Raw genomic sequence first — 14,317 nt, forward strand, 5'->3', positions numbered from 1 at the left:
TAAAACCCTTACGCGACCTCGGTCAGGCGGCCCAGCTTCACGTCGTAGACGAAGCCGCGCACGCTGTCGGTGTGCGGGAGGAAGTCGCTGCGCCGGACGCGCTGCACCGACCGGCGCACGCTGTCTTCCACCTCCCGGAACGCCTCGACCGACCACGTCGGGCGAAGTCCGCTGGCGGCTTCGAGTTCGTCCTTGAAGTCGTCTTCTGTGACCATGGAGAGGCCGCAGTCGGTGTGCTGCACGATCAGCACCTCGCGGGTGCCCAGTTTTCGCTGGCTGAGCGCGAGCGAGCGGATCATGTCGTCGGTGACGACCCCGCCCGCGTTCCGCAGGATGTGGGATTCGCCCTGGATCAGGCCGAAGATCTCGAACACCCGGATACGGGCGTCCATGCAGGTCAGAATCGCCACCTGGAGTGATGGCCTCGGCGACGAGCGGTCACCAGGAGTGACATCACCCAGCTCCTGGTTGCGCTTGAGCAGTACGTCGATTGAGGTCACGCGTTCATTGGAACCGACACGCCGGGGGAGAGCAACGTGTGCGGGCACAGATCACGGCCCGAACCAGCGTTCTTCCGCCGTTCGTGGCGGCGCCGACGTGCGGCCGACCCGGAGTTCCGTCTGCAGGGTGATCACCTTCGGCCCCACCCGGTCGGCCGAGCTGAGCAGCAGCTTGCCCGCCGCCTTGCCCTTTTCGAGCACCGGCTGGTGGACCGTGGTGAGCCCGGAGCGCTCGGCCTCGGTGATGCCGTCGAAGCCGGTGACCGTCAGATCCTGCGGGACGCGCAGGCCCCGGCGCTCCGCTTCGGCCAGCGCGCCGAGGGCGAGGATGTCCGAGGTGCAGATCACGGCGGTGACCTGCGGATACGCGTCGAGCAGCTGGCGTGCGGCCGACGCGCCGTCGTCCACGGTGTGGTCGAAGCGCTCGACTACCGGCACCGTCGCCCAGTCGACCCCGGCCGCCGAGAACGCGGCGGCCAGCGCCTCCAGCCGGATCCGCTGGACGTGGAAATGCGCGGCGCTCTGCCGCTGGATGGAGACGAAGTCGTCGTTGCGCTCGCGGGCCAGCCGCATGCACAGCACGCCGATCTGCCGGTGGCCAAGGGAGATGAGGTGTTCGGCCATGGCGGTGACCGCGGCCGCGTCGTCCGGGCCGACGCGGTCGACGCCGTCGACGCGCGGCTGGTCGACGATCACCGTCGGCACCGGGCGTTCCAGCACGGCGCCGAGATGCGGGTCGTCGTCGGGCACCGAGTAGACGACGAAGCCGTCGACACCGGCGCGGTGCACGGCCGCGACGTCCTCCCGGCCCGGGCTCGCCGGGACCAGGTGCAGGCCGACGCCCGCGTCCTCGCAGGCCAGCGCCAGCCCTTCGAGCACGCCGACGGCGGCGGGGTCGCGGAAGGCGTAGGAGAGGTTCTCGGTGAGCAGAAGACCGACAGCGCCGGCCTTGCGCGTCCGCAGTGAACGGGCCACCGGGTCCGGGCCCGGGTAGCCGAGGCGGCGTGCGGTCTCGAGGACGCGACGGCGCAGCTCAGGGGACAACTGGTCCGGTCGGTTGTAGGCGTTCGAGACGGTGGTCCTCGACACACCGAGCTCTGCGGCCAACGACGCCAGTGTCGCCTGCCTCCTGGTGCGGATAGGACGGCCCATCCGCAAACCGTAACGGTTCAGAACGTTTTGCAGAAGCATCACCCGACGTGTGGCAGGTCTCGATTCAGAGTGACCCTGGGTACAGCTCGGACCTGGACCGGAGGCGGCGTCATCCGGATGGGGTACAGTTGAATCTGACAACGGTTTCCATTACCCGGCATTGGGGACACCTGGCCAGGGCATCCGCAGGAGTGCAGTAAATGAATTCCCGCCGTACCAAGAGTGTTTTCGCGGCCGTGTCGGCCCTGGCCGTCCTCGCGCTCGGCGCGACGGCTTGCGCGTCGGGCGACAAGGCGTCGACGGGTTCCGGTTCGCAGAACGCGTCCGCCGCGAACCCGGGCGGCGGCGAGAAGATCAAGGTCGTCGCCTCGACCGACGTCTGGGGCAGCGTCGTGACCGCCGTGGGCGGCGACAAGGTCGAGGTCACCTCGATCATCCACGACCCCTCCGCCGACCCGCACTCCTACGAGACCACCGCGAGCGACGCGATCGCCGCGAAGAACGCGAAGCTGACGCTGTCCAACGGCGGCGGCTACGACGACTTCTTCTCCAAGCTCGCCGACCAGGCCACCGGCGCGCAGAAACTGGTCGCCGTCGACATCGCCGCGACCGGCAACGAGAACGAGCACGTCTGGTACAGCCTGCCCGGCGTCGAGAAGATCGCCGACCAGGTCGCCGCGAAGCTCGGTGAGATCCAGCCCGCCTCGAAGGACGCCTTCACCGCCAACGCGGCCGCGTTCAAGGGCAAGACCCAGGAGCTCCTGAAGAAGGTCTCGGGCCTGGGCGGCTCGGGCGCGAAGGTCGTCGCGACCGAGCCCGTCGCGCACTACCTGCTCGACAGCGCGAAGGTCACCGACGCGACGCCGCCGGCCTTCGCCGAGGCTGTGGAAGCGGAGCAGGACGTGCCCGCCGCCGCGCTCAACGAGGTCAAGCAGCTGATCTCCGGCAAGCAGGTCAAGGCGCTGGTCAACAACGCGCAGACCACCACCCCGGTCACCCAGCAGGTCGTCGGCGACGCCAAGAACGCCGGCATCGCGGTCGTCGACGTCACCGAAACGCTGCCCCAGGGTGTGACCGACTACATTGCATGGATGACCAAGGAAGTGGACGCGCTGGCGGGAGCACTGAAGTAGTGACCTCCGTACCTGCCGGAGCTCGCCCCGCGGTCCGTGTCCGCGGGGCGAGCCTCGCGTTCGGCACCAGGACCCTCTGGTCCGGGCTCGACCTCGACGTCGAGCCCGGCGAGTTCCTCGCGATCCTCGGGCCGAACGGCTCCGGGAAGAGCAGCCTGCTCAAGGTGCTGCTCGGCCAGCAGGGGCTGCCCGAGGGCACGGTCGAGATCGCGGGGCGCCGCCCCGGCGGGACGAACCGGCGGATCGGCTACATCCCGCAGCAGCGCGCCCTCGACGAGGGCCTGACGATGCGCGGGGTGGACCTGGTCGGCCTCGGCCTGGACGGGCACCGGTGGGGAACCGGGCTCTTCGGGATCTCGAAGCGGCGTCAGCTGGTGTCGCGGGCGATCGAGTCCGTCGGCGCGCAGGCGTACGCGAAGCAGCCGGTGGGGCGGCTTTCCGGTGGCGAGCAGCAGCGGCTCCGCGTCGCGCAATCCCTGGTCGGCGACCCCGAAGTCCTGCTTTGCGACGAGCCGCTGCTCTCCCTCGACCTCGCGCACCAGCGCGCGGTCAGCGAACTGATCGACGAGCGGCGGCGCTCCGCCGGGACGGCCGTCCTGTTCGTCACCCACGAGATCAACCCGATCCTGTCCTATGTGGACCGGATGCTGTACCTGGTGAACGGCCAGTTCCGGGTCGGCAAGCCGGACGAGGTGATGAACTCGGAAACCCTGTCCGAGCTGTACGGCACCCGCATCGAGGTGCTGAAGGTCGGCGGGCAGATCCACGTCGCCGGTGCGCAGAGCGCGCTGTGCGAGGACGAACCCCACCACATCGACGAACAGGCTTGCTGACGCCGTGGCAGACGAAGTGAGGTCATTCGTGGGGTCCAGGCCGGCTCGACCGACGGCGCGAACCAGCGCCCTGGCGACGCGATCCCGGTCGCGGGTTCTTGGATAGACACCGTGGACAAGATGTTCGACTTCGCCCTGACCGGTGAACTCCTCGGTCTCGACTTCGTTCAGACCGCGTTGCTCGCGGCCGCCGTCCTCGGCCTGGTCGCCGGGGTGCTCGGCCCGCTCGTCGTCATGCGGCGGATGTCGTTCGCCGTGCACGGCACCGCCGAACTGGCCTTCACCGGCGCGGCGGGCGCGCTGCTGCTGGGAGTCGGCGTCGAACTCGGCGGCCTCGCGGGCGCGGTCATCGCCGCCCTGCTGATCGGGCTCCTCGGCGGCCGCGAGTCCGAACGCGACTCCGTGATCGGCGTGATCCTCGCCTTCGGCCTCGGCATGGGTGTCCTGCTGCTGTCGTTCTACGAAGGCCGCAGCGCCAACAAGTTCGGCATCCTGGTCGGGCAGATCATCACCATCGACTCGACCAACCTGAACCTGCTCGTCGGCGCCTCGGTCGTCGTACTGGTGGTGCTCGCGGTGATCTACCGGCCGCTGCTGTTCGCGACGGTCGACCCGGCGGTCGCGACGGCGCGCGGCGTGCCGGTGCGGCTGCTGTCGCTGATCTTCGCGGTGCTGGTCGGGATTTCGAGCGCGCTCGGGGTGCAGATCGTCGGCGCGCTGCTGGTGGTCTCGCTGATGGTGACCCCGGCCGCCGCGGCCGCGCGGGTCACGGCGAGCCCGTGGAAGGCGACCGTGCTGTCGATCGTGTTCGCGGAGATCGCCGCGCTCGGCGGGATCATCCTTTCGCTGGCGCCGGGGAAGCCGGTGAGCGCGTTCGTCACGACGATCTCGTTCGTGATCTACCTCGTCTGCCGTCTCATCGCGTGGCTGCGCGGGCGTTCGTCGCGGGTCCGCGTCGAGCCGACGGCGCAGCCCGCCCTGCGCTAGCGGACCTGCGTTTAGCGGGCTGAACGCGATCCGCCGCTCCGGGGCCGATGTCCCCAATGCGGCTTTGGGGACACTCAGCGTCTCCAATGCCACATTGGGCACCCCGGGATGCGGCCCGCTCAAATCGCGTTTAGCCCGCTAAACGCAGGTCGGCGCGCACCTGCGTTTAGCGGGCTGAACGCGATCAGTGGAGCATCAGGAGGACCTGCAGCTCACCGACCAGGAACCCGATGAGCCCGCCCACCGCGATGAGCTTCCACTCGTCCTGCCGGAACGCCGGCCTCAGCAGCCCCTCGAACTCCAGCGGCGTCAGCCCGAGCATCCGCCGCTCGACGATCTTCGCGACGTCCATCGCCTCGGTCAGGTAGCCCTCGGCGTGGCGGATCGTCGGCGGCAGCCGCTCCAGCGCCTTCCGTGCGGCCGCCTGTTTGATCTCCTGCAGCCGCTGCCCGCCGACGGCCATCGCGACCATCGGTTTCGCGACACTCGCCTGCTCGTCGACGGCCCGCGCCACGAGCCGTTCGACCAGCGCGTACAGCCGATCCGACCGCGGCCCGCGCAGCACAGCGTCGAGCAGGTTCGGCACGGTGAGGATCTCGTTCGCGATCATCTCGCCGTACTGGTGGGCGACGTCGGCCCGCCGCCGCTGGAACTTGCCCTGCAGGATCACCCGGCCGACCCGCACCGGCTCGCGCGGCACGAAGATCAGTTTGATCGCGAGCCAGTCGGTGAACAGCCCGATGCAGCCGCCGAAGATCGGCAGCACCCACGGTTCCTTGGTCGCCGCCCAGACGATCGCCTGCACGATGCCGAGCCCGAAGCCGAAGTAGATCCCCGTGCGCGCGATGAACGCCATCTCCGGCCGCGACGTCTCGCGGATCAGCCGGACGAGCAGCTTCTTGTCCCTGGTGAGCCGCTGCACGGTCATGTGCTGGAAGTCGAGCACCTCGTCGAGGTTCTCGGTCATCTCCGCCATGAACTCGCGCACCAGCCGCGGCGTCGACGCCTGGACCTGCTTGATCAGCAGCTCCTGCGCCATCGTCGGCATGACCTCCCAGAGCCTGGGGTGGTGCTTTTCGAGCACTTCGCGGGCTACCTCGTCCACGGCCCGCAGCAGCGGCTGCTCGATCTCGCGCGTGATGATCGCCGGATCGATCCGCCGGAAGACCTCCTTGACGTCCAGCAGATTCGACGTCAGCAGCTCGGTCGCGACGGCGGCCATCCGTCCGCCGTGTTTGGGCACCACGCCCTGCCAGCCGAGGAACGGTTTGATCCCGACGAACTCGAGCGGTTTGAACATCATCTCGATGGCGACGCGTTTGGTGACGTAGCCGATCAGCGCGGCGACGAACGGGATCGCGGCGTACAGCCACCAGTGCCGGGCGAGGTCGTCCAGGACGGTGTCCACACGACCTCCTCGCTTCGCTCAGGAAAGGGGAAACGGTATCGGGTCGCCGTCAGTGGAGCAGTAGGAGCACCTGAAGTTCACCGACAAGGCCCCCGATCACCGCGCCGACGGCGATCAGTTTCCACTCGTCCTGCCGGAACGCCGGGCGCAGCAGCTGCTCGAATTCGAGCGGGTTCAGCCGCCGCATTCTGTCCACAATGGTGTTCCGGACGTCGAGCGCGTTGATCGCGTAGCTCTCGGCGTGGCGGATCGTCTCCGGGATCCGTGCGGCCGCCTTCGCCGCGGCCGTCTGCTTCATCTCCTGGAACCGCCTGCTCCCGACGGCCAGCGCCACGAACGGCTTGACGACACTCGCCTGCGCGTCGATCGTCCGCTGCACCTCGCGGGTGATCATCGTGAACAGCTTGTCCGACTTCGGCCCGCTCAACACGGCTTCGAGCAGGTTGGGGATGGTGATGATCTCGCGCGCGATCATGTCGCCGTAGTCGGCGGCGACCTGGTCCTTGCGTTTCTGGAAGACGCCTTGCCAGGTGTAGAAGCCGAAGAACCGCTTGGGCTCCCGCGGCAGGAAGATCATCTTCAGGGCGATCCAGTCGGTGAACCAGCCGATGCCGATCCCGAACAGCGGCAGCACGATCGGCGACTTCGTCAGCGCCCACACCAGCAGCTGCACGCAGCCGAGCGAGAACCCGAACACGATCCCCGACCGGGCGATGAACCGCATCTCCGGCCGCGAGATGTCGCGGATCAGCCGGTTCAGCAAGGCCTTGTCGCGCACCAGGTTCGTCACGACCATGTGCTTGAGGTCGAGCACGTCCTCGATGTTCTCCGCGATCTCGCCCATGATCTTCGTGATCGCGCGCGGCGCCTCGGCCTGCACCCGTTTGAGCAGCAGCTGCTGTGCGGTGTTCGGGAGCACTTCCCACAATCTGGGCTGATACTGCTCCATGACCTCGCGCGTGACGTCCTCGACGATCCGCAGCAGCGGCTGCTCGATCTCCTTCGCCACCTGGGCCGGGTCGAGCCTGGCGAAGATCTCCTTCGGGTCGACGAGGTTGGTCGTCAGCATCTCGGTGGCGGTCGCGGCCATCCGCTCGGCGTTGGCAGGCAGCACCCCCTGCCAGCCGAGGAACGGCTTCACGCCGACGAATTCCACCGGCTTGAACATCATCTCGATGGCGACGCGTTTGGTGACGTAGCCGATCAGCGCGGCGATGAACGGCATGGTGACGTACACCGGCCAGTGCTCGCCGAGATCGGCGATGACGGCGTTCACTTTCCAGCCCCTCCCGCGTCGCGCTTGAGGGGCAACCTAGCCGCCTGTCCTCAGTGGAGGAGTAGCAGGACCTGAAGTTCACCCACGAGTCCGCCGATCACCGCGCCGACCGCGATCAGCTTCCATTCGTCCTGCTGGAAGGCGGGTCGCAGGATCCCCTCGAACTCGAGCGGGGTCAGCTGCTGCATCTTCGTGACGATGGTGTTGCGGACGTCGAGCGCGTCAGTGGCGTAGCTCTCCACGTGTTTCACCGTTTCGGGGAGATACGCGATCGCCTTCTCCGCCGCGGCCTTCTTCATCTCCTGGTACTGGACCCCGCCGACGGTCAGCGCCACCAAGGGTTTCGCGATGCTCGCCTGCGCGTCGATGGTGCGCTGCACCTCGCGGGTGATCATCGTGAACAGCTTGTCCGACTTGGGCCCGGTGAGCACGGCCTCCATCACGTTCCGCACGGTGAGCACCTCGTCCGCGATCAGCGCGCCGTAGTCCTTGGCGACCGCCTGACGGCGTTTCTGGAACATGCCCTGCCAGCTGAAGAACAGGAACCGGCGCGGCTCACGCGGGTAGAAGATCATCTTCAGGGCCAGCCAGTCCGTGACGAACCCGGTGACGAAACCGAAGATCGGCATGATCAACGGCTGCTTCGTCAGCGCCCACGCGACGAACTGGATCAGGCCGATGACGAAACCGAACCAGATGCCGGACCGGGCGATGAAGCGGAGCTCCGGGGTCGCGACCTCCTTGATCAGGCGGCAGGTCAGCGACTTGTCGCGGACCATCGCGTTGATCAGCATCTCGTTGACGTCGAGGACCTCGTCGACGTTCGTCGACACCTCGCGCATCAGCCTCGCGACGACCTTCGGCGCCTGCGCCCGGACCTGGTCGACCAGCATGCGCTGCGCCCGGGTCGGCAGCAGTTCCCACAATCTGGGCTGGTACTGCTCCATCACCTCGCGGGTGACGTCCTCGACGGCCTTGAGGAGCGGCTCCTCGAGTTCCTTGACCACCTCTTCGGGATCGAGCCGGGAGAAGATCTCCTGCGGATCGACGAGGTTCTTGGTCAGCAGGTCGACGGCGGTGGTCGCCATCCGGCGGGAGTTGGCCGGGATGACCCCCTGCCAGCCGAGGAAAGGTTTGATCCCGACGAACTCCAGCGGCCGGAACATCATCTCGATCGCGACGCGTTTCGTGATGTACCCGATGAGCGCGGCGATGAAGGGCATCGTGGCGTAGACGTGCCAGTGCTCGCGGATGTCTTCGAGGATCGCCGAGATGTCCAACCGGGCCTCCTCTGCTTACGACCTGTCAACAATGCAGGATGCCATGTGATCGACCCGTCGTACGCCGAGTGCAGCCGTTTGGCGGTACTGCCCGACGGGTCCCCGCTCATTAAGGTGGCCGCCATGGTCGCTCCTGAGAAGACGGCGCCTCAGGCGCCCTCAGCGAAATCGCCCCAATTCGCGGGCTCCGTGCGGGGCTATGACAAGCGTCAGGTCGACGAGCGTCTCGCCGAGCTGGCGGCCGAAATCAAGCAGGCCTCACGCAGCCGCGACGAGGCCGTGGCGACCGCCGGCGAGCTCACCAAGGCGCTCGGTCACGCCCAGAAGGAACTGGACGAGACCAAGGCCGCTCTCGTCCGGATGAGCTCGAGCCCGTCCGGCGCCGGCGCGATGGCCGAACGCGTCCGCATGATGATGCAGCTCGCCGAGGAGGAGATCGCCGAACTCAAGGCCGCCGCGGAGGCCGACGCCAAGGCGACGCGGGCCGAAGCGGACAAGTACGCCCACGAGACACAGCGCGCGATCGACAAGGCGGCCAAGGACGCGCAGGCGGAACGCGAGAAGCTGCTCGCGGACGCCAAGGCCGAGATCGAACGGCTGAACTCCGAGGCGGCGCAGAAGCGCAAGGAGCTGGACCTGGAGAGCGTCCGGGCCCGCGCCGCGGCGGACAAGAAGGCCGAGGAGGCATCGGCCGCTCGTAGAGCGGAGGCGGAGAAGGCGTCCGCGGACAAGATCGCGGAAGCCGACCGGGTGTCCGCGGCCAAACGTGCCGAAGCCGAACGGATCTCGGCGGAGAAGATCGCCAAGGCGGAGAAGTCTTCCGCGGAGGACATCGCCGCGAAGCAGGAACAGGTCGCGGAAGCCCTCGCCGACGCGAAGACCCAGCAGACCGAAGCTCAGCAGGCTCGGAAGCTTTCGCTGGAACTCCGGTCGAAGGTCGCCGAGCGGCTTTCCGCCACGGACGCCGCCGTCCAGGAGGCCATCAAGCTGCTGGCTCCCGCTCCTGACGCCGAAGCACCGAAGCCCACTCCTGACAAGACCAACGGCCCACGTCCTTCCTGATCTCTCACCGCAGGGCGACGGCGAACAACTCGTCGTCGATCCAGCCCCTGGTGTGCAGCTCGGTGCAGAACCGCCGGTACGACTCGGCGAGCGCGGCGCTTTCGCGCTCGTCGGGTTCGACCAGCACGCCTCGGCCGAGCCCGGCGGAAGCCTCCGTGAGCCCGCCCGGCAGGACACCCGCCGCGGCGAGCAGCGCGGCGCCGTACCCCGTTTCGGCCTGTGGTGACACCCGCAGGCCGAGACCGGTGACGGTCGCCCGGATCCGCGTCCACAAAGGACTCTTGCTGCCGCCGCCCGCCGCCAGCAGCGGATCGGTGATCGTGACGCCGAGACGGCGGAGGTGGTCCAACGCCAGCCGTTCGAGGAAGGCAACTCCCTCCAGCCTGGCCCGGTGGAGCTCGACCTCGCCGGCCTCGCCGGACACGAAGCCCTCGGCGTCCGCGCTGGCGAACGGGAAACGTTCGCCCTTGCGCCGCAACGGATACGCGACGACCTTCGCCGGGCCCAGCGCGGCCGCCGCCGCGTCGAGTTCGGGGAGGCGCTCCTGGCCGGCGACGGCCTCGCCGCCGGTGTTCGACGCGCCGCCCGGGAGCCACCAGCCGTCCGGATGACGGTGGCTGTACATCGCGCCCGTCGGATCCGGCACCAGTTCTTCGGTGACGCCCTTGAGCACGTAGGTCGTGCCCAGGATGCCGACGAAGGTCCCCGGGGTGACCGCCCCGGCCGCGAGCTGGCCCGCGCAGCCGTCGGTCATCCCGGCCACGACCGGGCAGCCTGCCGGGAGCCCGGCGACCGGACGTGCCACCCTGCCCAGCACGGTGGCCGGCGCGACCACCGGCGGGAGCAGGCTTCCCGGCACCCCCATGGCATCGAAGACCTCGCCCGGCCATTCGAGGGCGAGCGGGTCGTAGCCGCTCTTCAACGCGTGCGACCAGTCGGCGGCCACCGGCCCGCCGGTGAGTTCGGCGGCGATCAGGTCCGGCGTGTGCCGGATCCCGGCGACGCCGGGGACGTGCTCGGCCAGCCAGGCGATGCGGCCGAGCGCGGCCGTGGCGGACACGCCGAAACCGAGCCGCCGCCAGCGGTCCGCGCCGAGCTCGGTGGCCTTGCGGTTGAGTTCCGCGCCACGCCTGTCGTCGTACATCAGCGCGGGCGTGACCGGCTCGCCCGAGGCGCCGACCCCGACGATCGTCCCCGACGTCGCGGCGACGGCCACCGCGGCGACCTCGCCGCCCCTGCCCGGCAGCTCGCCGGTGACCTCCGCCAGCACCGTCTTCACCGCGGGCCACCAGGACCGGGCGTCCTGCTCGCTGCGCCCGCGGCCGTCGCGGACCGGTGCGGGCAGCGGCGCGGCGGCCGAAGCGAGGACGGTTCCGCCGCCCACCGCGAGGGCGCGGACCCCCGCGGTGGCGACGTCGATGCCGATCGTGACGGGATGGTTCACGTGGTGACGACCTTCTTTCCGACTTCTTGCAGACTCTTGTCCTCTTCGATCGCCTTCGCCGTCTCATCGGGCAATTTCAGGTAGCGCACCATGACCGCCGCGACCAGGTACAGCGCGGCGAAGACGATCACCACTCCGGCCGCGCCCAGCGGGCCGAGGAACACGCTGACGATCGCCGGCCCGGCGAACGCCGCCGCGCCCGCGCCCAGGTTCAGCAGCGCCATCGCACCGCCCTTGTTCTCCGGGGCGAGGGAAGGGAGCAGTGCCGAGATCGGCACGAACCCGGCGAGCGTGGCGCCGTACAGCGCGCCGACGAGAAGCGCGAGCCAGTAGTACTCGGCGCCCATGGCGATCGGGACGAAGTACAGCAACAGGATCGAGATGGCGCAGCCGATCGCGCCGAACCAGAAGATCGTGGTGCGCCAGCCGATCCGGTCGCTCAGCACACCGAAGATCAGGTTGAAGAAGATGTTGGTGCCGTAGATGACCGAGACCAGGAGGAGCCAGCGGCTCTCCCCGAACCCGATGTCCTCGATGAAGATCGTCGGGAAGAACACCAGCATCCCGAACTCGGGCGCGGTGTTGATGACGCGGACGAGCATCCCGACGCCGACGCGCGGTTTCTTCCACGCGATCGACACGCTGGACATCAGGCTCTGTACCGGTTTCACGTCCGGCGGCGCGAGCCGCGTGTACCCCGTCCGCTGCCGGACCCCGAAGATCGCCAGCAGTCCGCCGAGCGCCAGCAGCGCCACCGACAACCAGAGCGTGCCGTACTGGCCCAGCACCGGGTTCGTGAAGCTCGCGACCAGCGCGCCCAGCGTCGGCAACCCGCCGGTGAACGCGAAGTAGAACCAGCCGACGGCCGCGCCGAGCCTGGCGACCGGCGCCACCGCGGTGATCCAGACCAGGAAACCGAACGCGAACATCGGGTAGCCGAAACCACGGAGACCGTAGAACACCAGCATCAACGGGTAGCTCTCACCGGAGACGGCGACCGCGAGGAACAGCACGTCGAACACCAGCCAGATGGCCAGGCCGATCATCATCACGCGCCGCGGCCCCCACAGGTCCGACAGCGCGCCCGACAACCATGACGCCAGCATCACGGCGACGCCGTACACGGTGATCACGTACGAGGCCTTGATCTCGGTGCCCGCGCCGTTGTCCGCCATGAACGGCGCGATGAAGCCCGACTCGACCCCGTCGCCGATCATGAACAGCAGCAGCCCGGCGTAGCCGAGGAACAGCGGGGCGGGCAGCCCCCAACGGTTCAGCAGGCGGGCGAACTCGCTCCCGGATCGCGATAACGTCGGTGTCATCTGGTTCATGCACGCCTCCATGACGTCGTGTTCAGCGTATCATGGATCGTGTTAACTTAACTTTCAAGATGTTACATCAGTGGATTTTCGTGTTAGCCTCGCGCGCCCAAGTCCGTGAAGGCCTCCTTGAGGGACCCTGGGTCCCTCAAGGAGGCCTTCACGGACGGACGACTCGTGGAGGGGCCACGTTCCGGGTCGTTATCGAGGTGGGGCGAACGTGTCTGGTGGTGGGTAGGCACTCGCTCGTGGCCCGCTGGCGTTCGTGTCGCGAAAACCACTTTCGGGACATCACACGTCTCGAAAGTGGCTTTCGCAACACGCCGCGGTCGCCGTACCCCTCGATAACGACCCGGAACACGTACGGCCCGCCAAGCCCGCGGGCGCCGGTCCAAGTACGTGAAGGCCCCTTCGCTGCGCTAGGCGCAATGAAGGGGGCCTTCACGTACTTCGGGTCCCGCCGAACCCCTCAGAGCTCCGCGATGTCCACTTCCACCTGGCTCCGCATCTCCTCGGCCAGGTGTTCTTCCACCCCGTCGTCGACGATCAGCACGTCGAAGTCGCTCAACGGCGCCAGCCGGTGCAGCGCCGTGCGTTCGGTCTTGCTGTGGTCCATCAGCAGCACCTTCATCCGGGCGCTGGCCAGCATCGCGCGTTTCAGCATCACGATCTCCGGCTCCTGGTGGAACGTCATCCGCGTGTTCATCGCCGAGGTGGAGACGAAGGTCGCGTCGACGTTGATCCGCTCGATCGCCTCGAGGCTCTGCATGCCGAGAAACGAGTCGTGGGTCGCCGAGTAGTCGCCACCGATGCAGATGAGCCGCAGGTCGGGGACGCCTTTGAGCAGTTCGATGGCGCCGAGGTAGTTGGTCGCGACGGTCAGCGGGGTGACCCGGTGCAGCATCTTCGCCAGCGCGAGGGCGCTCGTGGAGTCGTCGAGCAGGATCGACATCCCCGGTTCGACGCGGGCGAACGCGTGCGCGGCGATGGCCATCTTCTCCTCCGAATGCACGTTCATCCGGTAGTCGGCGTTGCTTTCGAAGACGGTCGACGGCATGGCCGAGACGCCACCCCGGTACTTCCGCAGCAGGCCGCGACGGGCCAGTTCGTCGACGTCGCGGTGCACCGTCATGGTGCTGACGCCGGTGAGTTCCACCAGTTCGGCGATGCTCGCGGAGCCGGTCTTGAAGACGTATTCGGTGATCAGCTGCTGACGCGTGTTACGAGAGTGTGCGCTCGCACCGGCCGTCTTCTCATCGCTCATACCGCTCAGTATCGCGTGTGCGCCGGCTGGTTGAGGCGCAGCAGGCCGGTGCGCGTGCCGTCGATCGCGATCTCGGTGACGGCCGCGTTGTCCAGTCGCGGGAACACGGTGCGGTAGGTCTCGAGCGGGATGCCGAGCAGGGCGCACAGGGTCAGCCTGATCAGCGTGTTGTGCGCGACGACCAGCACCGTCTCGCCCGGGACCTCGGCGGCGATCCCGCGCAAGGCCCCGGCTCCGCGTGCGGCCGCTTCCTCCGGTGGCTCCGAACCGGGGAAGGCGCCGGCCACGGGATCGGCGAGAAATCGCGCGACCGCTTCGGGATCCGCCGCCGCCAGTTCGTCCCGAGTGCGTCCTTCCATCAGTCCGAAGTGGACTTCGCGCAACCCGTCGACCACTCGCAAGGGCAGGCCGAGCGCCTCGGCCGAAGGTTCCGCCGTGCGACGAGCCCGGCTCTGCGGCGAGCAGAAGACCGCCGACGGCTTGACCACCGCGGCGAAGCCGGCGAGTTCGTCCGCCTGGCGCAACCCTTCCTCGGTCAGCGCGACGTCGCTGCTGCCCGCGTACCGGTTCTCGGCGTGCCATTCGGTCTGGCCGTGCCGTGCCAATAACAACCTTGCGACCACGGGATCCCTCCTCAGGGCTTGTCCAGATCACATCCA

13 protein-coding genes are annotated in these 14,317 nt (G+C 68.3%); 4 read left to right on the top strand and 9 right to left on the bottom strand.

Annotated features, from left to right (window positions below):
• Positions 1-8 precede the first annotated feature (8 nt).
• Together CVV72_RS32315 and CVV72_RS32320 are read right to left on the bottom strand one after the other, a co-directional pair.
• The gene (locus tag CVV72_RS32315; RefSeq protein ID WP_219147658.1) at positions 9-500 is read right to left on the bottom strand and encodes a carbonic anhydrase; all 492 of its coding nucleotides are present in this window, start codon (positions 498-500) and stop codon (positions 9-11) included.
• Positions 501-551: 51 nt separating this feature from the next.
• Positions 552-1,652 (bottom strand): LacI family DNA-binding transcriptional regulator, encoded by a 1,101-nt coding sequence (locus CVV72_RS32320; RefSeq protein WP_005165317.1) that lies wholly within the window; start codon positions 1,650-1,652, stop codon positions 552-554.
• Positions 1,653-1,852: 200 nt separating this feature from the next.
• On the opposite strand from CVV72_RS32320, the gene CVV72_RS32325 reads away from it, so the two are divergent.
• From CVV72_RS32325 to CVV72_RS32335, 3 genes are all read left to right on the top strand, one after another.
• A complete protein-coding gene (locus CVV72_RS32325) occupies positions 1,853-2,785 on the top strand; it encodes a metal ABC transporter solute-binding protein, Zn/Mn family (protein WP_219147659.1) in 933 nt (310 codons plus the stop codon).
• Positions 2,785-3,618 carry a metal ABC transporter ATP-binding protein gene (locus tag CVV72_RS32330; protein WP_219147661.1) on the top strand — a complete coding sequence of 278 codons (834 nt, stop codon included), beginning with the start codon at positions 2,785-2,787 and terminating at the stop codon, positions 3,616-3,618. Before CVV72_RS32325 ends, CVV72_RS32330 begins: the two co-directional genes overlap by 1 nt.
• Before the next feature lie 111 nt (positions 3,619-3,729).
• On the top strand, positions 3,730-4,605 hold the full coding sequence (locus CVV72_RS32335; protein WP_219147662.1) for a metal ABC transporter permease: 876 nt from the start codon (positions 3,730-3,732) through the stop codon (positions 4,603-4,605).
• Between the two features lie 184 nt (positions 4,606-4,789).
• Here CVV72_RS32335 and CVV72_RS32340 read toward each other — a convergent pair whose 3' ends face one another.
• From CVV72_RS32340 to CVV72_RS32350, 3 genes are read right to left on the bottom strand one after another with little or no spacing between them, the layout of a single operon-like run.
• On the bottom strand, positions 4,790-6,013 hold the full coding sequence (locus CVV72_RS32340; protein WP_219147663.1) for a DUF445 domain-containing protein: 1,224 nt from the start codon (positions 6,011-6,013) through the stop codon (positions 4,790-4,792).
• A 49-nt stretch (positions 6,014-6,062) separates the two neighbouring features.
• The gene (locus CVV72_RS32345) at positions 6,063-7,289 is read right to left on the bottom strand and encodes a DUF445 domain-containing protein (RefSeq protein ID WP_370641835.1); all 1,227 of its coding nucleotides are present in this window, start codon (positions 7,287-7,289) and stop codon (positions 6,063-6,065) included.
• Between the two features lie 50 nt (positions 7,290-7,339).
• Positions 7,340-8,569, bottom strand: a complete 1,230-nt coding sequence (locus CVV72_RS32350) for a DUF445 family protein (protein WP_219147664.1) — start codon at positions 8,567-8,569, stop codon at positions 7,340-7,342.
• A gap of 123 nt (positions 8,570-8,692) precedes the next feature.
• On the opposite strand from CVV72_RS32350, the gene CVV72_RS32355 reads away from it, so the two are divergent.
• A complete protein-coding gene (locus tag CVV72_RS32355; protein ID WP_219147665.1) occupies positions 8,693-9,631 on the top strand; it encodes a hypothetical protein in 939 nt (312 codons plus the stop codon).
• A 4-nt stretch (positions 9,632-9,635) separates the two neighbouring features.
• Here the strand turns inward: CVV72_RS32355 and CVV72_RS32360 are convergent, their stop codons facing one another.
• From CVV72_RS32360 to CVV72_RS32375, 4 genes are all read right to left on the bottom strand, one after another.
• A complete protein-coding gene (locus CVV72_RS32360) occupies positions 9,636-11,075 on the bottom strand; it encodes an FGGY-family carbohydrate kinase (protein ID WP_219147666.1) in 1,440 nt (479 codons plus the stop codon).
• Positions 11,072-12,406, bottom strand: coding sequence for an MFS transporter (locus CVV72_RS32365; RefSeq protein ID WP_219147667.1), 1,335 nt, complete (start codon positions 12,404-12,406; stop codon positions 11,072-11,074). The genes CVV72_RS32360 and CVV72_RS32365 overlap by 4 nt, the downstream gene beginning before the upstream one ends.
• 457 nt (positions 12,407-12,863) lie before the next feature.
• The gene (locus tag CVV72_RS32370) at positions 12,864-13,658 is read right to left on the bottom strand and encodes a DeoR/GlpR family DNA-binding transcription regulator (protein WP_034310157.1); all 795 of its coding nucleotides are present in this window, start codon (positions 13,656-13,658) and stop codon (positions 12,864-12,866) included.
• 5 nt (positions 13,659-13,663) lie between these two features.
• Positions 13,664-14,281 (bottom strand): histidine phosphatase family protein, encoded by a 618-nt coding sequence (locus tag CVV72_RS32375; RefSeq protein WP_219147669.1) that lies wholly within the window; start codon positions 14,279-14,281, stop codon positions 13,664-13,666.
• Positions 14,282-14,317: the final 36 nt, after the last annotated feature.

The sequence above is a fragment of the Amycolatopsis sp. TNS106 genome, from assembly GCF_019330265.1.
Lineage (GTDB): Bacteria > Actinomycetota > Actinomycetes > Mycobacteriales > Pseudonocardiaceae > Amycolatopsis > Amycolatopsis lurida.